The sequence below is a fragment of the Microbacterium sp. USTB-Y genome, assembly GCF_023703415.1.
Classification (GTDB): Bacteria; Actinomycetota; Actinomycetes; order Actinomycetales; family Microbacteriaceae; genus Microbacterium.
In genome coordinates, this window is sequence record NZ_JAGMTU010000003.1 from 111,775 (window position 1) to 133,720 (window position 21,946).

Here is a 21,946-nt window from a genome sequence, read left to right on the forward strand (position 1 = left end):
GATGAGAGGCCGCGGATGACCGACGGACAAGTGCTCGAGTTCTCGCACGCGACGAAGCGCTTCGGCGTTCTGACCGCTGTCGACGACCTCTCCGCCCGCATCGAGCCCGGTGCGGTGACCGCGTTCCTCGGCCCCAACGGCGCCGGCAAGACGACCTCCCTGCGGCTGCTGCTCGGCCAGATCCGCCCGACCTCCGGCACGGCCACGATCGGCGGCGTCACGCACGCAGAACTGCGCCATCCGCTGCGCACGATCGGATCCGTGCTCGAGGAGGCCGTCTACCGGCCCCGCCGCACCGCACCCCGCCAGCTGTCGATCGCGGCCAAGGCGAACGGGATCCCGCTCTCCCGCGTCGACGAGGTGCTCTCGCTCGTGGGCCTGCAGAACGAGACCGAGACGCGCATCGGCGCCTACTCGCTCGGCATGCGCCAGCGTCTCAGCGTCGCCGGCGCTCTGCTCGGCGACCCCGGCGCGCTCGTGCTCGACGAACCGGCGAACGGCCTCGACCCCGAGGGCATCCGCTGGATGCGCCTGCTGATGCGCCGCCTGGCCGACGAGGGACGCACGGTGCTCGTCTCGTCGCACGTGCTGAGCGAGATCGAGCAGATCGCCGACAACGTGCTGGTGCTCTCGAAGGGCCGGCTGGTCTACGCCGACAGCATCGGCAAGCTGTCGGATCCCACCACGGGCTCCGTCGTCGTCGACGCCGACGACAGGGCGGCCCTCACCCGCGCGCTGCGCGAGGCCGGGCTGAGCTTCGACGTGCTGCGCTCCGGCCTCACGGTGCACAACACCGACGCCGCCGCGGTCGGCGCGGTCGCCGCGTCGGCGGGGCTGGCGCTCACCACGCTGCAGCAGCGCGGGCCGAGCCTGGAGGAGGTCTTCCTCGACCTCGTGCACGGCCGTCGCAGCCCGATCACCGGCGCGATCCCGGTGGTGACTCCGCCCGGCGACGCCGCGGCTCCCCTTGGCGTCCCCGGGACTCCCGTCGCGGAGGACGCCGAGCCGGCCGAGAGCGCGGAGACCGAGGACGCCGAGGCCGAGGAAGCCGCGCCGGCCGAGGACGCAACCCTCGTGACCCCGCCCGTCGCCGGCCTGTTCGGCGCGGCCGCCGCCGTGCCCGTCGTCGCCGCCGGAGCCGGGGCCGCGGACCTGTTCGGCGCACCCGCTGCGACGGCCGACGAGGCCGACGCGAACACGGTGGCGATCCCCACGACCCGCCGCGAGGCCGCGGAGTACGCCGCCGCGCAGAACGCTCAGGACGAGGGCGAGGGCACCGCCGAGGCAGACGATTCCGCACCGGAGGAAGACCAGGGCGCCGAGCCCGACGGCACTCCGGAGGAAGGCGCCGCTGCGGAGGCCGAGTCGTCGAGCGATGCGGCCGAGCAGGATGCGGAGGACGCGGAGGAGCACTCCGACGGTCCCTCCGACGGCGAGGCCGAGGCCCTGGCCGAGGAGGGCTCCGAGGCCGAGGCGCACGAGGGCGACGCGGCCGGATCCGAGGACGCCGGAGAGCAGCACTCCGAGGCGCCGGGCGAGACCGACGACGCGACGCAGCCGGAGGCTCCCGCCGAGGACGAGCCCGCCGAGGATGCCGACAAGGACGAGCCCGCCGAGGAACCCGCCGAGGACGCCGACAAGGACGAGCCCGACGCGATCGCCGCGGGCATCGCGCTGACGGCCCCGATCGTCACCGACGACGCGCATGGCGAGCCGCGGCACGAGGACGGGCACGAGCAGGCGGGATCCGAGGAGCAGGTCGGATCCGCGGAGCAGGCCGGATCCGAGGACGGCGCGCCGCTCGGCGACGGGCATTCCGACGCCCCGCTCACGCACGCCGCCGACGGCGCCGAGGACGAGCAGGGCACCGCGCTCGGCTCGTTCGAGACCGCCGCGCTCACGATCCCCGCCGAGGCCGCCGCGGTGTCGTTCGACGACCTGATCACCGGCGTCCCGCTGGCCGTGCAGGATCCGGAGCACACCGACCACGATGGGACCGAGGACCAGGACGGCGCATCCGAGCAGCACGAAGCCGACTCCGAGCAGCGCGAGCCGGGCGGGGAAGGCGAGGACGTCGAGCAGGACGCGCACTCCAACGACGACGCGCAGGACGGGACCGCCGAGCACCACGACATCGACGACGCCCCGACCGCCGCGACCACGGTCATCACCACGCCGTCCCCCGAGGACGAGTTCATCACCCCCGAGCCGAGCACCGAGACCGCGCAGATCGCGGGCATCGAGATCTTCGACGCCCTCGCCGAGGGACGCACCCAGGAGATCCAGGTCATCCTCGACGAGGCGCCGGACGATGACGACGATCTCGAGGATGTGACCCAGGGCGAGATCCACCACGACGACGACCCGCGGGCCGCCGCCGTCAGTGCATCGCTCGCCGCCGCGGCGCGGGCCTTCTACAACGACGACGCCCCCTCGTACACCCCCGGCCCGACGGGCGAGGAGCAGCCTGCGCCGGAGCACGCCGAGCACGATCAGGGCGAGGCCGAGGAATCGCGCGACCAGGGCGAGGGACAGGACTCGCACGACCACGGCGACGGACAGGACTCGCACGACCACGGCGACGGACAGAACTCGCACGACCACGACGGCGAGCACTCCGGGAACTGATCCCGCACCCTCCGGAAACGGAGTCGTCCCCCTGAGCACGGTCCATGGACCGTTCCCAGGGGGACGACTCCGTTTCCGGGAGGATCCGGGTCCGCGATCCCGGGATCCGGCGGTGCTGGTCGGCGCCGTGCGCACAATTCAGGCTGGACACCCGTCGGTGCCGATCAGAGCCGCGCGTTCCGCGCCGACCCGCTGCCGTGGCCGGAAGATGGCCTGAGTCGTGCACGGCCCCGCCCGGGGCTCTCGGCTCAGGCCGGGCGGACCGCCGGCTTGCGCTTGCGCGAGGATCCAGCCGATTCCACGACGGGGATGGCGCCGGTCGCCGCGATGTCGGTGACCTCGGCGAGCTCGCTCGTGGCGTCGAGGCGGAGCGCCTGGGCGAGCGCCAGCCCGTGCCGAGTGGTGAGCACGAGACGCTGGAACTCGGCACCCTCGAGGTCGATCACGACACTCGGCTTGTGCCGCCGGATGAGGACGAAGTCGTCGCCGTTCGCCGATTTCCAGGTGCCGGCGGCGAGCACGAGCGGCACGTGGGTGCCGGGACTGCCCACGCCGCGGAGCCACGTCCAGGCGTCGTCGGTCAGCTGCACCTTCACGATCGTCTCGCGGGCGATGTGCAGGTTGTCGCGGCGGAACGAGACGGCGCGCTCGAGCGGAGACAGCTCCACCTCGAGGCGGGTCCGATCCAGCAGCAGCGTCACCATCGTCCCAGTCTGCCAGCGCTCCGCGGCATTGACCTGCGAGGCACCTCACAGGACGGCAACGATCCGGCTGGCGGAGATCCACAATCCGGATCCCGACCGTGCCCGCGCCCGGGCCCGGCGCGGGGGTACCCCGCCGGATCGGTCGCCCGCCCCGCTCGCACAACTCAGGCCAGGACCTGCCCCGACCGGCCTCTGGCCTCCGCATCCCCCGATCCGGCCGGCTTCAGCCTGAATTGCGCAGGCACGCGTCGCCGACGTCCCCCGCCGAGCCGACCGTGCGCCGCGCGGGTCGCGGCCGAGCCGCGTCGCCGACGTCCCCCGCCGAGCCGCGCCGGCTCAGGCCGTCGCGCGGGCCGCGGCCTCGGCCGCCGCCGGAAGCGCGGCCTCGATCGCGGCGAGCTCGACGTCGCCGTGCGCCGCCGTGAGAAACCAGGCCTCGAACACGCTCGGCGGCAGGGCCACGCCCTGCTCGCGCATCGCGTGGAAGAACGGCGCGTACCGGAACGTCTGCTGGGCCTGGGCCTCGGCGTAGTCCCGCGGGGCCGTCTCGGCGAAGGCCACCCCGAACAGGTTGCCCGCCCGCGGCACCGCATGCACGACGCCCGCGTCGGTCAGTGCGCGGTCGAGCGCGTCCGACAGGCGCACCGCGGCGGCGTCGATCCGCGCGTACACCTCCGGCGTCGCGAGGCGCAGCGTCGCCAGTCCCGCGGCCACCGAGAGGGGGTTCCCGCTCAGGGTGCCCGCCTGGTAGACCGGGCCGGTCGGCGCCAGCTGGTCCATGACCTCGGCACGGCCGCCGAGCGCGGCGAGCGGCATCCCGCCGCCGACGACCTTGCCGAACGTGATGATGTCGGGCAGGTACGCCTCGCCGGCGGCCTGCTGCAGACCCCAGAAGCCGGCGGGATGCACGCGGAACCCGGTGAGCACCTCGTCCAGGATCATCAGGGCGCCGTGCGCGTGCGCGGTCTCGGCGATGAGCTGGTTGAACCCGGGCTGCGGGGCGACGACGCCCATGTTCGCCGCGGAGGCCTCCACGATGACGGCCGCGATGCGGTCGCCGTGCTCGGCGAACACGGCGGCGAGAGCCTCCGGGGAGTTGTAGTCGATGACGAGCGTCTGCGCCGCGATCGGAGCGGGAACGCCCGCGGATCCGGGCAGGGCGAGGGTCGCCACACCGGATCCGGCGGCAGCCAGCAGCCCGTCCGAGTGCCCGTGGTAGTGCCCGGCGAACTTCACGAGCAGGTCGCGTCCGGTCGCGCCGCGCGCGAGCCGGATCGCGGTCATGGTCGCCTCCGTGCCCGTGGAGACCAGGCGCACGCGCTCGACGGGCCGGGCCTCGCCGTGCCGCACCCGATCGGCGATGAGGGCGGCGAGCTCGACCTCGCCCTCGGTCGGGGCGCCGAACGACAGGCCGCGGGTCGCGGACTCCTGCACCGCGGCGACCACCTCGGGGTGCGCGTGCCCGAGCAGTGCCGGCCCCCAGGATGCGACGAGGTCGAGGTACGTCGTGCCGGCCGCATCCGTGACCGTCGCGCCGGAGGCGCTCGCGAGGAACCGCGGCGTGCCGCCGACCGAGCCGTAGGCGCGCACGGGCGAGTTCACCCCGCCGGGGATCACGGCACGGGCGGCGTCGAACAGGTCGTCATTGCGGTCGGTCATGGATCCATTCTCCCGGAGGCGGCTGTGCCGTTCCTGCTCGGAGGGAACGGCCGGGCGCCCTGCGCCGCGGGCACGGCCGGGCAGCCGTCAGCCCCGCGCGACCCAGCGGGCGGCCTCGGTCGCCCAGTAGGTGAGCACGGCGTCGGCGCCTGCGCGGCGGATCGACAGCAGCGACTCCAGGATCGTGCGCTCGCGGTCGAGCCAGCCGTTCTGCGCGGCGGCCTCGATCATCGCGTACTCCCCCGACACCTGGTACGCCCAGACGGGCACGCGCACGCTGTCGCGCACCTCGCGCAGCACGTCGAGGAACGCCATCGCGGGCTTGACCATCACGACGTCGGCGCCCTCAGCCTCGTCCAGCAGCGCCTCGCGCACGCCCTCGCGCCGGTTGCCCGGGTCGAGCTGATACGTGCGGCGGTCGCCCTGCAGCTGCGAGTCGACGGCCTCGCGGAACGGCCCGTAGAACGCGCTCGCGTACTTGGCCGCGTAGCCGAGCAGCAGCACGTCGGGGAAGCCCTCGGCGTCCAGCGCGTGGCGCACCGCGGCGACCTGGCCGTCCATCATGCCGCTCAGCCCGAGCAACTGCGAACCGGCGCGGGCCTGGGCCAGCGCCATCGCCACGTACCGCTCCAGGGTCGCGTCGTTGTCGACGGAGCCGTCCGCGGCCAGCACGCCGCAGTGGCCGTGGTCGGTGAACTCGTCCAGGCACAGGTCGGTCTGCACGACGAGCGCGTCGCCGACCTCGGCCGCCACGGCGGCGGTCGCGACGTTGAGGATCCCGTCCGGGTCGTCCGCCCCGGATCCGATCGCGTCGCGCACGGCGGGCACGCCGAACAGCATCACACCGGTGACGCCGGCCTCGGCGGCCTCGACCGCCGCGCGGCGCAGCGAGTCGAGCGAATGCTGCACGACACCGGGCATGGATCCGATCGGCGTCGGCTCGGTGATTCCCTCGCGCACGAAGGCCGGGAGGACGAGGTGCCGCGGAAGCAGATCCGTCTCGCGCGCGATCGAGCGCACCGCGGCGGACTGACGCAGCCGGCGCGGGCGGACGTCGGGGAAGCCGGCCGACGCGCCCAGCCCTGCGGCGCCGGAGCGGAATCCGCCGGTCACGGTGCGAACTCGTCGGCCGCGTGCGGGAGGGTGAAGTGCGAGACCGCGTCGATGAGCGCATCGACGGTCTGCTTGTCGGCGACCACCGTGATCGGCAGCCCCGCCCTCTTCGCATCCTTCGCGGTGCGGGGGCCGATCGCGGCGAGGAGCGTGGTGTCGGGGATCTCGGGGAACTGCTCGCGCACCTGCTCGGCGACGGAGCCGCTCGTCACGAGGATCGCGTTGATCCGTCCGTTCTGCACGTCGCGCATGATCCGCTCGGTGACCGGGACGCCGACCGTGCGGTAGGCCACGACGCTCGAGACGCGGTGTCCCGCCTTCTTGAGCGACTTCGTCAGCAGCGGCTTCGCGATCTCGCTGCGCAGGGTGAGGATCCGTTTCGGCTCGGGCTCCAGATCGATGATCTGTCGGGCCATGCCCTCGGCCGAGTTGTCGTCCTCCGGCACGAGGTCGACGTGGTAGCCGACGGCCATGAGGGCGGCGGCGGTGGTCTCGCCGACGGCGGCGATCTTGGTGGAGGAGGGGATCTCGGCGCGGTGCGCGAAGAGCACGTCCACCGTGGTGGCGCTGGTGATCGTGAGCCAGTCGAACTCCCCGGCGGCGAGCTTCACGAGCGCGTCGTCGAGGGCCGCCTGGTCGTTCGTGGGTGCGAAGTTGATCAGCGGGGCGACCACCGGCACCGCGCCCTGGGCGCGCAGGCTCGCGGCGACGCCGTCGCCCCAGGGACCGCCGCGCGGCACGAGCACGCGCCAACCGGTCAGCGGCTTGGCCTCTTGCTTCGATTCAGTCATCATCATCGGGTTCAGGGGCGCGGAAGAAGGTCAGCCGCCCCACGTTCGAGCAGCCGATGGGCAACAGACAACCCGATCTCGCGGGCTGCGGCGATCGGGTCTGCTCCATCGGCAGAGTCCGCACCGTTGCCACTGCCGTTGGCATGAATATACTCCTCGGCCGCCGCCTCCGCCTCCACGTGCGCTGGACGCAGCGCCTCGGTCACGTCGATCCCGATCCGCCAGCCGTCCTGCGGCGCGTAGACCACGGCGCGCACCCGGAGGTCCCCGCCTTCGAGCACGGCGTGCGCGGCCATCGGGGCCTGGCAGCCGGAATCCAGCCCCGCCAGCACGGCCCGCTCGGCGGTCACGGCGATCCGGGTCGCCTCGTCGTCCAGTGCCGCCAGCGCGGCCATCAGGTCGTCCGGGGCATCGGTCGTGGTCTCCACGGCGAGAGCTCCCTGCCCGGGCGCGGTGGGCCACTCCGCGAGGCCGAGGCTCTCCGCCTTCAGGTCGCCGAGGGGGTCGCCGTCGAGCCGGCTGAGCCCCGCGGCCGCGAGGATCACGGCATCGAGCTCGCCGGTCGCGACCCGCTGCAGCCGCGAGTCGACGTTCCCGCGCAGATCCACTGTGCGCAGCCGGGGGTTGCGGACGTGCACCTGCGCGATGCGCCGGGGCGAGCCCGTGCCGATCGCGGATCCGCTCTTCAGCTCGTGCAGCGCGGTCCCGTCCCGGGTGACGGCCACGTCGCGGGAGTCGGCGCGGGCCGGGGTCGCGGCGATGACCAGGCCCTCGGGCACCGTGGTGGGCAGATCCTTCAGAGAATGCACCAGCAGGTCGCACTCCCCGCGGCGCAGCGCATCGCGGAGGGCGGTGGCGAACACCCCCTGACCGCCGATCTCGCTGAGCGACGCGCGGTTGGTGTCGCCCTCGCTCGTGATGGGGACGAGCTCCACGCGGCGGCCGGAGACCTTCTCCAGCGCCTTCGCGACCTGCCCGGACTGCGCCTGCGCGAGGGCGCTGCGGCGGGTGCCGAGCCGGAGCGGGGCCGCGTCGGTCACTGCAGCACCTCGGCGATCTCGTCGAAGCGCAGGCGGCGCCCCGTGTAGAAGGGCACCTCCTCCTTCACGTAGCGGCGCGCATCGGTGTACCGGAGATCGCGCATCAGGTCGACGAGCTCGGTCGGCTCGTCGGCCTCGAGCGGGAGCAGCCACTCGTAGTCGCCGAGCGCGAAGGCGGCGACCGTGTTGGCGAGGACCCCGCGGAAGGCGGCGCCGCGGCGGCCGTGCTCGGCGAGCATGCGGCGGCGCTCGTCCTCCTCGATGAGGTACCACTCGGGCGTGCGGACGAACGGGTACAGGCAGAGCCAGCCCTTCGCGTCGACGCCGCGCAGGAAGCCGGGCACGTGCGCGCGGTTGAACTCCGCGTCGCGGTGCACGCCCATCACGTTCCAGACCGGCAGCAGGGTGCGCAGCAGCTCGGTGCGGCGCAGCCGGCGCAGCGCCTTCTGCAGTCCCTCGGGAGTGGGCCCGTGCAGCCACACCATGAGGTCGGCATCGGCCTTCAGGCCGGAGACGTCGTAGAAGCCGCGGACGCTGATGCCGCCGTCCTCGATGTGGCGGACGATGTCCTCCAGCTCGGTGGAGTCGGTCTCGAGCACCGGGGCGGCGGGGTCGCGGCGCCACACGGCCCAGAGGGTGAAACCCTGGGGCGAGGCGTCGGAGTCGGCGGCGAGCATGGGCGTTTCTGCAGCTTCAGCCATGGGACCAGTCTGCCCCCTCCGCCTATGCGCCGGGGACTCGTGACGACACGCACCCGGATCCGGCCGGGATCCGGGCAGGATCCGGGCTCGGCACGGTCGGGCCGGCACGGTCCGGCGCGGCCCGGGGATCCAGCCTCCGGTGCGGCCCGTGTCCCGATCAGCACACGGTGTGACGATCAGCACACGGATCCGCCGGATCGGTGTGCTGATCGTGCCTCGGTGTGCTGATCGTGACGGCGGAAGACCGTGCCCAGGACGCGCCCGGGACGCGCCGAGGACCGGCGTCAGCGGGCGATGCTGCGGGTGACGGCCCAGACCACGCCGCCGACGACCGCCGCGACGCCGACGACCGCGGCGAAGGCGCCGACCGGGTTGCGCTGCGCGAAGACGCGGGCCTTGCCGCCGGCCTTCTGCAGCTGACGCGGCACGTTCGTCTTGTCCTCGATCGCGAGCAGTGCGGCCTTCAGCTCGGCGCGGGCCGAGGCGACCGGGTCGACCAGGCCTGCCGGCACGGCCGTGCGCGGGATGTTCACCGGGTCAACGGCCATCGCCGGCCTCCTTCACGATGCGGACGTCGGTCGCCACGGCCTGCGCGGGGTTCTCCCGGCGCAGCACGGTGCGGAACTTCAGGAGACCGAGCAGCGCGAACACGAGCACGGCCAGGAGCAGGATCCCGAACGTGATGATCGCGGAGAGCCAGACCGGGAACCAGGACGAGAGCCCGGCGATCGCGAACACGAGCACCACGGGCACGGCCCAGAACAGGAAGAACAGCGCGACCAGGAACCAGACGCTGCCGATGCCGGCGTCCTTCGCGGTGCGGGAGATCCAGGTCTTGGCCGCGTCGATCTCGGCCTTGACCAGGTTGCTGATCAGGTCGGGGATGTCGCCGAGGAGCGTGAGCAGGCTGTCGTCGGCGCGATCCCGGTAGTTGCCGGCCATGTCAGGCGCCCGCGGTCGGCTTCTTCGGCGCGCTCTTCGCGGCCGCGGATGTGCGGGACTTCGTGCGGCTCTCCTCGGCGGCGACGCTCTGCTCCGCGGCCGCGACGGTCTCCTCCGCCGCCTGCTTGACCTCGGCCGCGACCGCCTTGCCGCTCGCGATCGTGGAGTCCACGCGCTGGCCCGGGGTTCCGTCGGAGGTGGCGGCCTTGACGATCTTGACGGCGCCGGTCCACAGCGCCTGCGGCACCGCGGCCGCCTGGGCCTTCGCGAAGTCCTGCACCTTGTGCACCTGTGCCTGCACGGGGTCGAGGTGCCAGACCTTCAGCCACTGCTTCTTGATCTGTTCGTACCGTTCGCGCCCGGCACGCGTGCCCAGCACATAGCCGACGCCGAGTCCGACGACGAGTCCGATCTTCCCCTTCATGGGGTCTCCTCACGATTGCGGTCCCTGCGGGCTACCAGCGTAACCCTGTATTCCGTTTTCGGCATCTATCGGTCGCGGAGTCGGCCTTCCGGGCGTCCGCCCACCCGGTCATCCCCAGAGCAGGGCGTGGCGGATCCGCTCCGCCTCGGCGCGCGCGTGCGGCACGACCTGGGCGAGTCCGGTGCCGCTCAGCCAGGCCCCGGTCGCCGCCAGCCCCGGCACGGCGCCGATCGCGGCCGCCGCGGCGGTGCGCCGCTCCGCGGCTCCCGCGACCGCGGAGGGCTGCGCCTGAACGAAGCGGGCGCGGTGGCTGCCGCGCAGCCGATCGGGCGGCAGGGCGACTCCGAGGAGCGCCGATGCCTCGGCCAGGGCGAGCGCGGCGGCGGCCTCGTCGTCGAGCGCAGCGGTCGCGGGGTCCTCGTCCTGGGCGCCGAACGACACCCGCACGACATGCCGGGATCCCGCCCGCTCCCGCAGCCACGCCCACTTCGCGGTGCTGTGGGTGAGGGCCTTGGCGACGTGCGAGCCCGGAACCGTGAGCACGCCGGATCCGCGCGGCGCCGCGTCGAGCACCGGGGCGTCGAGCACCAGGGTGACGATCTCGATGCGGGGCGAGGACGCGGCGGCGACCGCCGCGAGCTCGGGCACGTGCGGGGCGAGCAGCCGGCGGGCCGTGCCCTCGTCGACGGCGAGGATGACGGCGTCGAAGGACTCGGGGATCCCGTCGGCGGCCTCCTCGCCCTGCTCCCCCGGTTCGCCGGACTCGACCACGCGCACGATCCAGCGCTCTCCGTCGCGGTCGAGACGCTCGATCGGCGTCGCGGTGCGCACCTCGGATCCGAGCAGCTCGATGCGCGCGACGAGCGCGTCGACGAGGCCGGCCATGCCTCCGTCGAGTCCCTGCACGGCTGCGCCCGGGGCTCGGCCCGCTCCGCCGGTGATCTCGGCCACGGCCCCGGAGAGGGAACCGACGCGGGTCAGCGCCGCGTTCAACGCGGGGGCCGCGACGTCGACGTCGATGTCATCCGGATGCGCGGAGTACACCCCGGTGCTCACGGGCGCGACGAGCCGGTCCAGCACCCGGGCGCCCATGCGCCTGCGCACGAGGCGGCCGAGGCTGCGGTCGTGGCCGATGGTGAGCGGCGGCAGCAGCCGGTCGAGCCAGGCCCGCCACGTGCCGTTCCAGCCGATCACGCGCCGTACGTCCTCCGCGAACGGATTGGCCGGGATGCCGAGCAGACCGCCGTGCGGCAGCGGCGCCGCACCTCCGGGGATGCCGGCCACCCACGCGCCGCCGGGTTCCGGGGTGCGCACGCGGTCGCCGAGGCCCAGGTCGTCGATGAGGGCGCGCACGTGGCCGCCGCGCACCGCGAAGCTCTCCGCCCCGGCGTCGAACACCAGCCCGTCCGCCTCGCCCGCCTGCACCGCGCCGCCCGCGCGCTCCTGCGCCTCGAACACCGTGGCATGCGCGCCGATCGCGGCGACCGACTCCGCCGCCACGAGGCCCGCCACGCCGCCGCCGATCACGGCGACCCTCCGTCGTGCCGCGCGTTCGGCGAGCTCCGGCGTGTGCGCCGGTTCTGGCGCGCCGCCGTCGCCGGACCGCGGATCCGTCATCGCGCGGCCTCGGCGGCCGGCTCGGTGCGCACGGAATGGGCGAGCTCGACGATGCGGGTGAGCACCGCCGGGTCTGTCTCGGGGGGCACCCCGTGGCCGAGGTTCAGGATGTGCGCCCGGGCCGCGGCCCCGCGCCGGAGCACCTCGCGGACGTGCGCCTCGATCACCGGCCAGGGAGCGGTGAGCAGCGCGGGGTCGATGTTGCCCTGCACCGTGACGTCGGGGCCGAGCACGGCGACGGCCTCATCCAGCGGCAGGCGCCAGTCGACGCCGACCGCGGCGGCGCGCCCGCCGAGCCGCATGTCGCCGAGGAAGGGCCCGGTGCCGACCCCGAAGTGGATGACCGGGGCGTCGATCCCGTCGACCGCGGCGGCCGAGTGCGGCGCGACGAAGGCGCGGTAGTCGGCGGGGCTCAGGGAACCGGCCCAGGAGTCGAACAGCTGCACGGCGCTCGCGCCCGCCGCCCGCTGAGCGGCGAGGAAGGTCCGCGAGACCTCGGCGAGCCAGCCCGCGAGACGGTTCCAGGACTCCGGATCCGTGTGCATCATCGCCCGGGCACGCAGGTGCTCCTTCGAAGGACCCCCCTCGACGAGGTAGGCGGCGAGGGTGAACGGGGCGCCGGCGAAGCCGATCAGCGGGGTGCGGTCGCCGAGCTCGGCGACCACGAGGCGCACCGCCTCCTCGATCTGCGTCGTGTCGAGCGATGCCGGATCGATCGCGGTGATCCGGTCGACGTCGGAGGCCGTGCGCACGGGCTCGGCGAACACCGGACCGCGACCGGGCTCGATCTCGACCTCGACGCCGGCGAGACGCAGGGGCACCACGATGTCGCTGAAGAAGATGCCCGCGTCGACGCTGTGGCGGCGCACGGGCTGCAGCGTGATCTCCGCGGCGAGGTCGGGCGTGAGGCAGGCGTCCAGCATGCGGGTCCCGACACGGAGGTCGCGGTACTCGGGCAGCGAGCGTCCCGCCTGGCGCATGAACCACACCGGGGTCGTCTCGGGGCGGATACCGGCAAGGGCGCGCAGCAGCGGGGCGTCGTTCAGGGGCATGGGTCCATTGTCCCCGACGCACCTCTGCGCGGGATGCGGACCTGGTCCGCGCGGATCCGGACCGCGATGCCCGCCGGGATGGCCGATCAGCAGCCACGACCGAGCGGATCCGGGATCCGGGATGACGTCGCGCGTCGGATGTCCAGGATCCGCAAAGGCCGCGGAGCGTAAACTCCCAGGGTGCTGCTCTGCGTCACGGCCAATCACAAGACGGCCCCCTTCGACCTCCTCGAACGACTCAGTCGCACCCCGGACGACCTGGCCGGATCCCTCTCCGAAGGATCCAAGGGCGCCGTCGTGCTCGCGACCTGCAACCGCTTCGAGGCCTATGTCGACGTCGACGGCACGGCCGACGAGAATGACGTCGCGCGCATCCTGAGCACGGTCTCGGAGCGCAGCGGCATCGACGCCGACATCCTCTCCGCGTCGTCGTCGGTGCACTCCGGCCCCCGGGTCGTCGAGCATCTCTTCTCGGTCGCGTCGGGTCTCGAATCCGTCGTCTCCGGCGAGGGCGAGATCGCCGGCCAGGTGCGCCGTGCGCTCACCTCGGCTCGCAAGCACGGCACCACCTCCCCCGAGCTGGAGCGCCTCTTCCAGCGCGCCAGCGAAGCCCAGCGCAAAGTCAAGAACGACACCGCCCTCGGCCGCGCCGGCCGGTCGCTGGTGCGCCTCGCCCTCGACCTCGCCGACAGCCGCATCGCCGACTGGAGCACCGCGCGCGTGCTGCTCGTCGGCACCGGCGCCTACGCCGCGGTGACCCTCGCGACGCTGCGCGAGCGCGGCGCGCACGACATCAGCGTGCACTCCCCCTCGGGCCGCGGTGCCGCGTTCGCCGCGAAGCACGGGATCCGGGCGCTGCCCAAGGCGGAGTACGCCCGCGCCGCCGCGCACGCCTCGATCGTCATCACCTGCACGAGCGCCGAGCACCCCGTGCTCGACGCCGCGATCCTGCGCGCAGGCCGCGGCCCGGCTCTTGCCGCCCTCCCGACGCCGCACGGCACGGCGGTGGACTGCCCGATTCCGGGACACGGCTTCTCGGCCGGCGCCACCCCGTCGCAGCTGATCGTCGACCTCGGCATGCCCCGCAACGTCGCACCCGACGTCGCGGAGGTCGAGGGCGTGGCCCTGCTCGACCTCGAGACGATCCGCCTGCACGCGCCGCTCGAGGAGCTGCAGGCGACGGACGCCGCACGCTCGATCGTGCGTGCCGCCGCGGCGACGTTCCACGAGGTGGGAGCGCGCGAGAGCGTGACCCCGGCGGTCGTCGCCCTGCGCGGGCACATCTTCGGCCTGCTCGAGGCCGAGATCGAGCGCGCCCGCAAGCGCGGGGATGACGGCGGCCAGGTCGAGCAGGCCATGCGCCACCTCGCCGGCGTGCTGCTGCACACCCCGACGAGCCGCGCGCATGAGCTCGCCGCCCAGGGCCGCGGATCCGAGTTCATCGCCGCCCTCGAGACGCTGTACGGGCTCTCCGCCGAGCCCGCCGTCCAGGACGACGCCGCCACGGCCTGACCGGTTCGCTCTCTCGGGCCGGCCCACTGCGTGCCGGCGCGCGTCCGCGACCGCGACCGCGACCGCGGCGGCGACCGCGGCTAGCCTGGTCCGGTGAGCGACGTGACAGACGAGGGCCCGTTCTTCCACGGCACCAAGGCGGATCTGCGGCCCGGCGACCTGCTCACGGCGGGATTCCGGTCGAACTACCGGCCCGAGGTCGTCATGAATCACATCTACTTCACCGCGCTGCGCGACGGAGCCGGCCTCGCCGCAGAGCTCGCCGCCGGCGACGGCGAACCGCGGGTGTACCTCGTCGAGCCGACCGGCGCCTTCGAGGACGACCCGAACGTCACCGACAAGAAGTTCCCCGGCAATCCGACGCGGTCCTATCGCAGCGCGGATCCGCTTCGCGTGGTCGCCGTGGTCGACGACTGGACGCGGCTCGCGCCGGAGGCGCTGCAGGGCTGGCGCGACCGCCTCGCCGCCATCCTCGACGACGAGCGCGGCGAGATCATCAACTAGGCCGAGCCGCACCGCCGGCGTGCGGGCGCCGGGGGATCACCGGATGTGCGGGCGCCGGGGGATCACCGGGTGTGCGGGCGCAAGGCGATCGAGCGGCATCGGCCTGGGCGCGGACACTCGCGGTCTTCCGCGAGATGGCGACGCCGTGATCCCCGCGCTCCGCGTCGGGGATCGTCGCGAGATCCCTCACTGACCGGCTCCCGCGGCGTGCTCCCCGCGCGGAGATGTGCGCTTCGCTCGGAGAGATTCTCGAATCGGCTCCGCGGTCGGTGCACATCTCCGATGTTGGCGCACCGGCAGCTGCGATGTGGATGACGAGGCCGGAGTGCGAGACTGGATCCATGGCCCTTCACATCACCGGAGACACCGCCGCCGACACCCTGCTCAGCGACAACCCGCTCGCCCTGCTCGTGGGCATGCTGCTCGACCAGCAGGTCGCGATGGAGACCGCCTTCGCCGGACCGCTCAAGATCGAGCAGCGCACGGGCGCGGCCGACGCCGCCGCGATCGCCGCGTACGACCCGGACGAGTTCCTCGCCGCGTTCAAGCAGTCCCCGTCGGTGCATCGCTTCCCCGGATCCATGGCGACGCGCGTGCAGACGCTGTGCCAGAAGCTCGTCGACGACTGGGGCGGGGACGCCGCGAACCTGTGGACCCAGGGGGATCCGGACGGCGCCGAGGTGCTACGGCGACTGAAGGGCCTTCCCGGGTTCGGCGAGCAGAAGGCCAAGATCTTCCTCGCCCTCCTCGGCAAGCAGTACGGCTTCACCGGCGCCGGCTGGCGCGAGGCCTCTGCGCCCTACGGCGAGGACGGATCCTTCCGCTCGGTCGCCGACATCGTCTCGCCGGACTCGCTCGCGAAAGTCCGGGAGCACAAGCGCGCGATGAAGGCCGCGGCCAAGGCGACCGCCTGAGGCCTCCGCCGCGCTCCGTCAGGTCGCCTGGCACGGATCGCCGGTGACGGAGCCGCCCGCACAATTCAGGCCCGACATCCGGATCCGCCCCTCGAACCGCCTGGTCGACCGGCTTCCCGAGGACTCAGCCTGAATACGGCGGACCGGGTCCTGACTACGGCGGGCCGGGTCGGCCCACCCCCTCGATCGCGGCGACGACGCGCCCCGCGCGATCCCGGGCAGAGCGCGGGATCCGGCCTCCCTCCCCTCGGACCGGATCCCGCGCCGTTCTGCGGTGGCCGGCGGCTCAGCGGACGGCGACGCGCACCGTGGCCGGGGCAGACGGGCCCGTGTGCGGCAGCTTCTGCGTGATCTTCGCCCTCTGCGGCACGGTCAGTTTGCGGTCGAGCACGAGCGTCCAGCTGCCGTCCACGGCAGCGGTCGTCGAGGCCGCGGCGGGGATCCTCCCGGGACCGGTGACCTTCACGCTCACGGTGGCGCCCGGGGCTCCGACGCCGCGGATCGTGATCCGGTCCGCGGCGAGCGCAGCGGTGGGGGCCTTCGGTGCGACACCCGCGGCGTCGTCCTGCACGGCCGAGAGGTTCTTCATCCAGGTGAAGGACGTCGGCGTGATGCTGTCATCCCCCCAGACCTTGCCGTCGCGGTCGACCGCGTAGGCGAAGAACCCGCCCTTCGTGCCGCCCTGCGGCTGCCACGTCGCGTACTCGTACGCCGTGGATCCCGGCGCCGTCGCGGGGTCGTAGATCCCCTCCGCGTCGCCCCAGTGCGTGCGGTCCTGCTCCTCGGGGAAGGAGAACCCGGGGAGGAACTGGCACGGGGCGATCTTGTCGGCGAAGGTGTTCCAGGTCGATTGCATGCCCGCCGCGCCCCGGCCGTAGGCCTGCAGGAGAACGTAGGACACCTTCGACGAGACCGCCGTGAACAGCGGGGTGCTGCCGTCCTGGTTGGTGTCGAAGATGAGGATCTTGTCGGAGCCCGAGGTCGGTCCGAGGAGATCCCCGAGGGCGTTGAAGACGCCGATCGCCCTGGTCAGGTCGTCCCCGGTCGGGTACGACTCCACATCGATGTCGATGCCGTCCAGCCCGTACGGGGTCACGTAAGTGTCGACGAGCTTCTGCGCGTAGTCGCGATAGGCCTGGTCCGTCAGCGGGATGTCCGCCTTCGCGAGCTTGTCGATCCACAGCGTGTACGCGACCCGGGTTCCGCGCGCATGCAGCTCAGGGACGTACTCGTCGCGCAGGGCGCGCCAGTAGTCGGTGTCCGCCGTCGCACCGGCGTCGAAGACCATCGCCACATCGACCTCGGGAGGCAGGTCCGTCATGCGCGTGACGTTGGGGTCGGGCAGGTTCGAGTTCGCGCTCTGCGGCACCGTGACGTCGCGCCAGGTGCGGTAGTACGCCATGGTGAGGGGCTCGGCCGAGCACTGCGATGTGTTCCCGACCGATGCGGATCCCGTCCCGGCGAGAGCGGGTGGCGCGCCGAGGACCGCGACTCCGGCGAGGAGCGCGCCGAGACCGATGGCAGCTGTCGTGCGATTCATACGTGCCTTCTCTCTTCTTCGAGTGGGGTGGCTTCCCCGATCGCGGCGTCGAGCGCCGCGAAGTCCGCAAGCTCCAGGGCGGTTCCGGCGTTCCACGCCCGTTCCGCCATCGCGCGCAGCGGTCCGCGGATCCCCTCCGCGACCTCGGCCGGGGTCTGCGCCTCCGGCCGGTCCGACCACACCGCGAACGAGACCCCGAGCAGCGCTTCGGGGTACGGGCGCTCCAGCTCCTGCACCACGGTCGCCTGCCCTTCGGGTCCCCACAGCGCCGGGAAGAGGCCGGGATGCCAGTCGGCCGCCCAGATCCGCTCCGCCGTCGGGTAGCGGTAGCCGGCGTTCTCACCGAGCACGTAGTAGAACACCGCGTCGTCGACGTTGACGAGCCGATGCCCTGCGGCGAGCGCGTCGGCGACCGGCCGCATGCCGGCGTTCCAGTTCGTCCACCAGGTGAGCACGACGTCCTGGTCCAGACGCTCGGCGGTGCTGCGCAGCAGGCCGTCGTTCCAGGCGCGCGCTTCGAGACCGCGCTCGCGCAGGTGCGCGGCGACGCGGTTGACGAACGCGGTCAGCAGGTCGAATCCGGTGCCCGCGGCGCCGTAGCGCTCCGCGGCCGCCGTCGCGAGCGCCGGGAACTCGGCGATGCGGTCGAAGTCGACGAACTCGTCGCCGCCGAGATTCCAGCGCGTGCTGTGCGGGAACACGGGGACCATGTCGTCGATCAGCGCGAGGGCGAAGCGGACCGGATCCTCGCGGGTGATGTCGAGCGCGTGGTCGGTGGCGAGGCCCGGCGCGTCCGGCAGCCGCAGGTCCGGGTGGGCCCGGAGCGCGTGCCGCAGATGCCCCGGCATGTCGAGCGACGGGACGAGGTCGATGTGCAGGTCGCGGGCGGTCGCGACGATCTCGGCCGCCTCGGCGCGGGTGATGCGCCCGGACGAGACGATCTCGGGGAAGGCCGTCGATTCCAGCCGGAAGCCCTCGTTCTCGGAGAAGTGCCACTGGAACACGTTCACGCCCACGTCGGCGGCGGCGTGCAGCTGCGCGAGGATCCACGCCGCGGGGTAGTGCTTGCGCCCCGCGTCGAGATGCAGTCCGCGCTCGGCGACCGCCGGCGCGGAGCGCACGATCCCTCGCGGGACCGCCCCCTGGGCGCGCAGGTTGTGCAGGAGCTGCCGGGTGGCGCGGAACACTCCGGCGGCGGAGGCGGCCGTCACCACGACGTCGTCCGCCACGTCGATCGTGAACGACTCGTCGGCCGGATCCCGGTGCGCGAGCGGACTCAGCCGCACCCGGATCACCGGATCCGAGACGTCGGCGGCCGCCGCGATCCCCCGCTCCCGCAGTTCGGACTCGAGCCGCTCCGCCTCCCGGCGCAGTCCCCGGCTCGCCGCGATGACCCGCACCCGCTCCGGCTCCCACGTCCCGCCCGCCGGCTCGAACGCCGTGGGCTGCGGGAGCGACGCCCACGGCGTTCGCGCGGCGGGTGCCGCCGGAGAGATCATCCCTTGACGCTCCCCTCCTCGACGCCCTTGAAGAACTGCTTCTGGAGGACGGCGAAGAGGATGATGATCGGCACGAGCGCGATCATCGTTCCCGCCGCGATCACCCGGGGGTTGGATCCGAAGTTCGAGTTCAGGTAGTTCATGCCGACCGTGAGCGTGTAGTTCGCCGGATCCGAGAGCACCACGAGCGGCCAGAGGAACTCGTCCCAGGCGCCGATGAACGCGAACAGGGCGACCACCGAGACCATGCCGCGGATGTTCGGCCACACGATGTGGCGAAGGCGCTGCAGGGTGTTGGCGCCGTCGATCGTCGCGGCGTCCAGGGTGTCCGCGGGGATCATCCGGCAGGCGGCGGCCATGAGCAGCACGTTGATCGCGGCGATCGCGCCGGGCAGGAACACGCCCCACAGGGTGTTCGCCAGACCCAGCGACTTCACCGTCAGGTACTGGCTGGTCAGGGTGACCTCGCCGGGGAGGAGCAGCGTGGAGAAGAAGATCGCCATGACGATCCCCTTGCCGCGGAACTTCAGGCATCCCAGCGCGTAGCCGCCGAGGGTGGCGAAGATCACGTTGGTGATGACGGTCCCGACGCCGACGAGCAGCGAGTTGCGCGCGTAGTCGAGCACCGGGATCGTGCGGAAGACCTCCGCGTAGTGGTCGAGCGTGGGAGCGCTCGGGAGGAGGTTCGGCGGGAAGCCGTAGATGTCCTCGCCGGATCCCTTGAACGACGTGGAGAGCTGCCACAGGAACGGGAACACCATGATGCCGAGCACGACGACGAGCAGCACGTACTTGCCGATCAGTCCGCCGAGGGAGGGCTTCATGATGTCGGCGGATCCGCGGGTGCGGAACGGCTTCTCGCGGTGGTGCGGCGGGCGGGCGCCGCGGCCGGCTGCGGCCTGCCGGAGCGTCGCCTGCTCCTCGATCACGCCGGCGCTGCCGGGGGTCTGGAAGGAAGTCATGCCGCCACCTCCGCACGGTTCTTCGCGTCACGGCGCTCGGCCCGCTGCTGCGCACGCAGGTCGCGGCGGGTCCGCCGGCCCGCCAGGGCGTCGCGGATCATCTCGCCGTTGTTGGCGATGCCGACCACGGTCAGCGGGATGAGGGTCAGCAGGAACAGCACGATCGAGATGGCCGAGGCGTAGCCGATCTGGCCGTTCAGCCCCTTGCCCATCGACTGGATCAGCATCACCATGCTCATCGACCGGCCGCCGGGCCCGCCGGATCCCGAGGAGAGGATGTACAGCTCGGTGAACACGCGCATGGCCGCGACGCAGATGAGCACCGAGACGAGCATCATCGGGCCGCGCACGCCCGGCACGGTCACCGACCAGAACCGCCGCCAGGCCCCGGCGCCGTCCATCGCGGCCGCCTCGTGCAGCTCGCGCCCGACGTTCCCGAGGGCGGCGAGGTAGACGACCATGTAGTAGCCGAGGCCCTTCCACACGGTCAGGCCGATCGCGCAGAAGATGAGCAGCCAGCGATCCGAGAGGAACTCGATCGGCCGGTCGGCGAGGCCGAAGAACTTCAGGGCCGAGTTGATCGTGCCGGTGCTGGAGAACAGGAACTCCCACACGATCGCGACGACCACCGCCGATGCGATCACCGGGAAGTAGAACGTGGTGCGGAAGAACCCGATCGCCGGGATCTTGCGATGCACCAGCAGCGCGAGGAGCAGCGGGAGGAAGGTGAGCAGCGGCACGCACACCACCACGTACACGAGCGACGTGGTGAGGGCGTACCCGAACCGCTCGTCGCTCGCGAGACGGGTGAAGTTGTCCAGGCCCACGAACGCGACGGGCCGGAGGGGGCGCGCGTCCGTGAAGGCGAGCACCACCGTGTTCAGGAACGGCCACAGCGCGAACACGAGCACCCAGATCACGCCCGGAAGCACGAGCAGGTACGGCGTGTACCAGCGTTGTCTTCTCATCTGCTCACCCCCTCCTCTCACTCATCGGGTCACTTCGAGACGTTCTGGTTGGCGTAGTCCTGCGCCTTCTTCAGCGCGTCCTTCGCCGAGATGTCGCCCTTGATCGCGAGCGCGATCTGCTGCTTGGCGTAGTTCTCCATCGAGTCGACGTAGCCGGATCCGGGTGCGCCGGGGACGCGGGCCTTGTCCATCTGCGCGGCGGCGAACTTCGTGGCCTCGGCCTGCTCGGGGTTCTGCGCGGTGCCGGCGAACGCGGACGGGTCCTCGTTGGCCTTCTTCGTGCCGGGGAAGAAGCCGGCGGCGAGCTTCATGAACTCGATCTGGTTCGCGTCGTTCGTGACGTACTCGGCGAACGCGATGGCCGCGGCCTTGTTCTTCGCGTTCTTGGAGACGCTGATGCCCTGCACGAACAGCGGCGGCTCGCCGAAGCCGCCGGTCACCTTCACCGAGGGCAGCAGAGTGGGCGCGTTGACCGCGAGGTTCTTGTCGATGTAGTTCGGGCCGGCGGTCGTCCACGCGACGCTGCCCTTGTTGAAGTTGTCGACGTTGGCGTTCGCCGTACCCGCGTTCTGCAGCGCCTCGGGGCTGACCGCGCCCTCCTTGTAGAGCTCGGCGTAGCGCTCGACGATGGCCTCGGCCTCGGGGGTGTCGAAGACGAACTTCCCGTCCTTGACGAAGTCGAAGGTCTTGCCCTGGTCGCTGATGTCGATCTGCATCGACTTGGGGCTCGGCACGTCGGACAGGGTCGCGATGCCGAGCTTGCCGAGCTTGGCTGCGGCGTCGAGCGTCTCGTCGAAGGTCTTCGGCGGCGCCGTGAGACCGGCCTTGCTCAACAGATCCATATTCCAGTAGTTCAGCTCGGTGCCGAGGTACCACGGGAAGGCGTAGGTGCCTTCGAGCCCGTCGTACGTGTAGGCCGCGACACCGCCGTCGACGTAGTCGCCGATGATCTTGGAGTCCTTCTTCAGATCGGCCAGCTGGCCGGCCTTGGCGAGCTCCTGCGCGAACTCCGGCGGCAGGTTCACGACGTCGGGCAGCTCGTTGGACTCGGCCTGCTGCAGGATCTTGTCCTCGTAGCCGTCGGCGGGCTGATCGATCCACTTGACGGTCGTGCCCGGGTGCTCCTTCTCGAAGCTCTTCGCGATGTTCTCGAAGTAGGGCGAGAACTTGTCGTTCTTCAGCGACCAGGTCTGGAACGTGACCGTGCCCGTGATCTCGCCGTCGGCGGATCCGCCTCCGGAGGCCGCCCCCGAACCGGTGCAGGAGGTGAGGGCGAGCGCTGCGACCGCGGCGATGCCGACGGCGATAGTCGATCGGATCTTCATGGACGTGTTCTCCTTCGAAGTGTCCCGGGTGCATCGCCGGCCGGCGCTGGC

The 21,946-nt window shown here is 72.4% G+C and carries 20 protein-coding genes; 4 read left to right on the forward strand and 16 right to left on the reverse strand.

Going from position 1 to position 21,946, the window contains the following annotated elements; translation table 11 throughout:
- Positions 1–15: 15 nt before the first annotated feature.
- Positions 16–2,628: an ATP-binding cassette domain-containing protein gene (locus J8G10_RS07765; protein ID WP_251442721.1), complete on the forward strand. Its 2,613-nt coding sequence runs from the start codon at positions 16–18 to the stop codon at positions 2,626–2,628.
- 248 nt (positions 2,629–2,876) lie between these two features.
- On the opposite strand, the gene J8G10_RS07770 is transcribed toward J8G10_RS07765, so the two are convergent.
- From J8G10_RS07770 to hemE, 11 genes are all read right to left on the reverse strand, one after another.
- On the reverse strand, positions 2,877–3,332 hold the full coding sequence (locus tag J8G10_RS07770; protein ID WP_251442723.1) for a hypothetical protein: 456 nt from the start codon (positions 3,330–3,332) through the stop codon (positions 2,877–2,879).
- Positions 3,333–3,668: 336 nt separating this feature from the next.
- Complete coding sequence (locus J8G10_RS07775) at positions 3,669–4,991, reverse strand: glutamate-1-semialdehyde 2,1-aminomutase (RefSeq protein ID WP_251442726.1); 1,323 nt, start codon at positions 4,989–4,991, stop codon at positions 3,669–3,671.
- 87 nt (positions 4,992–5,078) lie between these two features.
- Positions 5,079–6,104, reverse strand: a complete 1,026-nt coding sequence (hemB, locus tag J8G10_RS07780; RefSeq protein WP_374208767.1) for a porphobilinogen synthase — start codon at positions 6,102–6,104, stop codon at positions 5,079–5,081.
- Entirely contained in the window at positions 6,101–6,895 is a 795-nt protein-coding gene (locus tag J8G10_RS07785; RefSeq protein ID WP_374208768.1) for a uroporphyrinogen-III synthase, read from the reverse strand. Before J8G10_RS07785 ends, hemB begins: the two co-directional genes overlap by 4 nt.
- 11 nt (positions 6,896–6,906) lie before the next feature.
- The gene (gene hemC / locus J8G10_RS07790) at positions 6,907–7,935 is read right to left on the reverse strand and encodes a hydroxymethylbilane synthase (RefSeq protein WP_251442732.1); all 1,029 of its coding nucleotides are present in this window, start codon (positions 7,933–7,935) and stop codon (positions 6,907–6,909) included.
- Entirely contained in the window at positions 7,932–8,636 is a 705-nt protein-coding gene (hemQ, locus tag J8G10_RS07795) for a hydrogen peroxide-dependent heme synthase (protein ID WP_374208769.1), read from the reverse strand. Before hemQ ends, hemC begins: the two co-directional genes overlap by 4 nt.
- Positions 8,637–8,920: 284 nt before the next feature.
- Positions 8,921–9,184 carry a hypothetical protein gene (locus J8G10_RS07800; RefSeq protein ID WP_251442735.1) on the reverse strand — a complete coding sequence of 88 codons (264 nt, stop codon included), beginning with the start codon at positions 9,182–9,184 and terminating at the stop codon, positions 8,921–8,923.
- On the reverse strand, positions 9,174–9,578 hold the full coding sequence (locus J8G10_RS07805; RefSeq protein WP_251442738.1) for a phage holin family protein: 405 nt from the start codon (positions 9,576–9,578) through the stop codon (positions 9,174–9,176). Before J8G10_RS07805 ends, J8G10_RS07800 begins: the two co-directional genes overlap by 11 nt.
- Before the next feature lies 1 nt (position 9,579).
- Positions 9,580–10,002: a hypothetical protein gene (locus J8G10_RS07810; protein ID WP_251442742.1), complete on the reverse strand. Its 423-nt coding sequence runs from the start codon at positions 10,000–10,002 to the stop codon at positions 9,580–9,582.
- A 108-nt stretch (positions 10,003–10,110) separates the two neighbouring features.
- A complete protein-coding gene (locus J8G10_RS07815; RefSeq protein ID WP_251442745.1) occupies positions 10,111–11,619 on the reverse strand; it encodes an NAD(P)/FAD-dependent oxidoreductase in 1,509 nt (502 codons plus the stop codon).
- On the reverse strand, positions 11,616–12,671 hold the full coding sequence (gene hemE / locus J8G10_RS07820) for a uroporphyrinogen decarboxylase (RefSeq protein WP_251442748.1): 1,056 nt from the start codon (positions 12,669–12,671) through the stop codon (positions 11,616–11,618). Before hemE ends, J8G10_RS07815 begins: the two co-directional genes overlap by 4 nt.
- Before the next feature lie 180 nt (positions 12,672–12,851).
- Here hemE and J8G10_RS07825 point away from each other — a divergent pair, with 180 nt between their 5' ends.
- The 3 genes from J8G10_RS07825 to J8G10_RS07835 all read left to right on the forward strand — a co-directional run bounded on the left by J8G10_RS07825 (position 12,852) and on the right by J8G10_RS07835 (position 15,601).
- Positions 12,852–14,183: a glutamyl-tRNA reductase gene (locus J8G10_RS07825; protein ID WP_251442751.1), complete on the forward strand. Its 1,332-nt coding sequence runs from the start codon at positions 12,852–12,854 to the stop codon at positions 14,181–14,183.
- A gap of 93 nt (positions 14,184–14,276) precedes the next feature.
- Positions 14,277–14,687: an NAD(+)--rifampin ADP-ribosyltransferase gene (gene arr, locus J8G10_RS07830; protein ID WP_251442754.1), complete on the forward strand. Its 411-nt coding sequence runs from the start codon at positions 14,277–14,279 to the stop codon at positions 14,685–14,687.
- A gap of 341 nt (positions 14,688–15,028) precedes the next feature.
- Positions 15,029–15,601 (forward strand): HhH-GPD-type base excision DNA repair protein, encoded by a 573-nt coding sequence (locus J8G10_RS07835; protein WP_251442757.1) that lies wholly within the window; start codon positions 15,029–15,031, stop codon positions 15,599–15,601.
- Between the two features lie 286 nt (positions 15,602–15,887).
- On the opposite strand, the gene J8G10_RS07840 is transcribed toward J8G10_RS07835, so the two are convergent.
- Genes J8G10_RS07840 through J8G10_RS07860 form a run of 5 tightly spaced genes read right to left on the reverse strand, consistent with a single transcriptional unit; the run spans position 15,888 to position 21,895 of the window.
- Positions 15,888–17,141 carry a hypothetical protein gene (locus J8G10_RS07840; RefSeq protein ID WP_251442760.1) on the reverse strand — a complete coding sequence of 418 codons (1,254 nt, stop codon included), beginning with the start codon at positions 17,139–17,141 and terminating at the stop codon, positions 15,888–15,890.
- On the reverse strand, positions 17,138–18,640 hold the full coding sequence (locus tag J8G10_RS07845) for a family 20 glycosylhydrolase (protein ID WP_251442765.1): 1,503 nt from the start codon (positions 18,638–18,640) through the stop codon (positions 17,138–17,140). The genes J8G10_RS07840 and J8G10_RS07845 overlap by 4 nt, the downstream gene beginning before the upstream one ends.
- On the reverse strand, positions 18,637–19,602 hold the full coding sequence (locus J8G10_RS07850) for a carbohydrate ABC transporter permease (RefSeq protein WP_251442768.1): 966 nt from the start codon (positions 19,600–19,602) through the stop codon (positions 18,637–18,639). The genes J8G10_RS07845 and J8G10_RS07850 overlap by 4 nt, the downstream gene beginning before the upstream one ends.
- Positions 19,599–20,570 carry a carbohydrate ABC transporter permease gene (locus J8G10_RS07855; RefSeq protein ID WP_251442772.1) on the reverse strand — a complete coding sequence of 324 codons (972 nt, stop codon included), beginning with the start codon at positions 20,568–20,570 and terminating at the stop codon, positions 19,599–19,601. The genes J8G10_RS07850 and J8G10_RS07855 overlap by 4 nt, the downstream gene beginning before the upstream one ends.
- A gap of 29 nt (positions 20,571–20,599) precedes the next feature.
- Positions 20,600–21,895 (reverse strand): ABC transporter substrate-binding protein, encoded by a 1,296-nt coding sequence (locus J8G10_RS07860; RefSeq protein ID WP_251442775.1) that lies wholly within the window; start codon positions 21,893–21,895, stop codon positions 20,600–20,602.
- Positions 21,896–21,946 lie beyond the last annotated feature (51 nt).

Excerpts from the sequence above, each read along its gene's own strand:
- J8G10_RS07765 (WP_251442721.1), top strand. The coding sequence starts at position 16 with ATGACCGACGGACAAGTGCTCGAGTTCTCGCACGCGACGAAGCGCTTC.
- J8G10_RS07770 (WP_251442723.1), bottom strand. The coding sequence starts at position 3,332 with ATGGTGACGCTGCTGCTGGATCGGACCCGCCTCGAGGTGGAGCTGTCT.
- J8G10_RS07775 (WP_251442726.1), bottom strand. The coding sequence starts at position 4,991 with ATGACCGACCGCAATGACGACCTGTTCGACGCCGCCCGTGCCGTGATC.
- J8G10_RS07785 (WP_374208768.1), bottom strand. The coding sequence starts at position 6,895 with ATGACTGAATCGAAGCAAGAGGCCAAGCCGCTGACCGGTTGGCGCGTG.
- hemQ (WP_374208769.1), bottom strand. The coding sequence starts at position 8,636 with ATGGCTGAAGCTGCAGAAACGCCCATGCTCGCCGCCGACTCCGACGCC.
- J8G10_RS07800 (WP_251442735.1), bottom strand. The coding sequence starts at position 9,184 with ATGGCCGTTGACCCGGTGAACATCCCGCGCACGGCCGTGCCGGCAGGC.
- J8G10_RS07805 (WP_251442738.1), bottom strand. The coding sequence starts at position 9,578 with ATGGCCGGCAACTACCGGGATCGCGCCGACGACAGCCTGCTCACGCTC.
- J8G10_RS07810 (WP_251442742.1), bottom strand. The coding sequence starts at position 10,002 with ATGAAGGGGAAGATCGGACTCGTCGTCGGACTCGGCGTCGGCTATGTG.
- J8G10_RS07815 (WP_251442745.1), bottom strand. The coding sequence starts at position 11,619 with ATGACGGATCCGCGGTCCGGCGACGGCGGCGCGCCAGAACCGGCGCAC.
- hemE (WP_251442748.1), bottom strand. The coding sequence starts at position 12,671 with ATGCCCCTGAACGACGCCCCGCTGCTGCGCGCCCTTGCCGGTATCCGC.
- J8G10_RS07835 (WP_251442757.1), top strand. The coding sequence starts at position 15,029 with ATGGCCCTTCACATCACCGGAGACACCGCCGCCGACACCCTGCTCAGC.
- J8G10_RS07840 (WP_251442760.1), bottom strand. The coding sequence starts at position 17,141 with ATGAATCGCACGACAGCTGCCATCGGTCTCGGCGCGCTCCTCGCCGGA.
- J8G10_RS07845 (WP_251442765.1), bottom strand. The coding sequence starts at position 18,640 with ATGATCTCTCCGGCGGCACCCGCCGCGCGAACGCCGTGGGCGTCGCTC.
- J8G10_RS07850 (WP_251442768.1), bottom strand. The coding sequence starts at position 19,602 with ATGACTTCCTTCCAGACCCCCGGCAGCGCCGGCGTGATCGAGGAGCAG.
- J8G10_RS07855 (WP_251442772.1), bottom strand. The coding sequence starts at position 20,570 with ATGAGAAGACAACGCTGGTACACGCCGTACCTGCTCGTGCTTCCGGGC.
- J8G10_RS07860 (WP_251442775.1), bottom strand. The coding sequence starts at position 21,895 with ATGAAGATCCGATCGACTATCGCCGTCGGCATCGCCGCGGTCGCAGCG.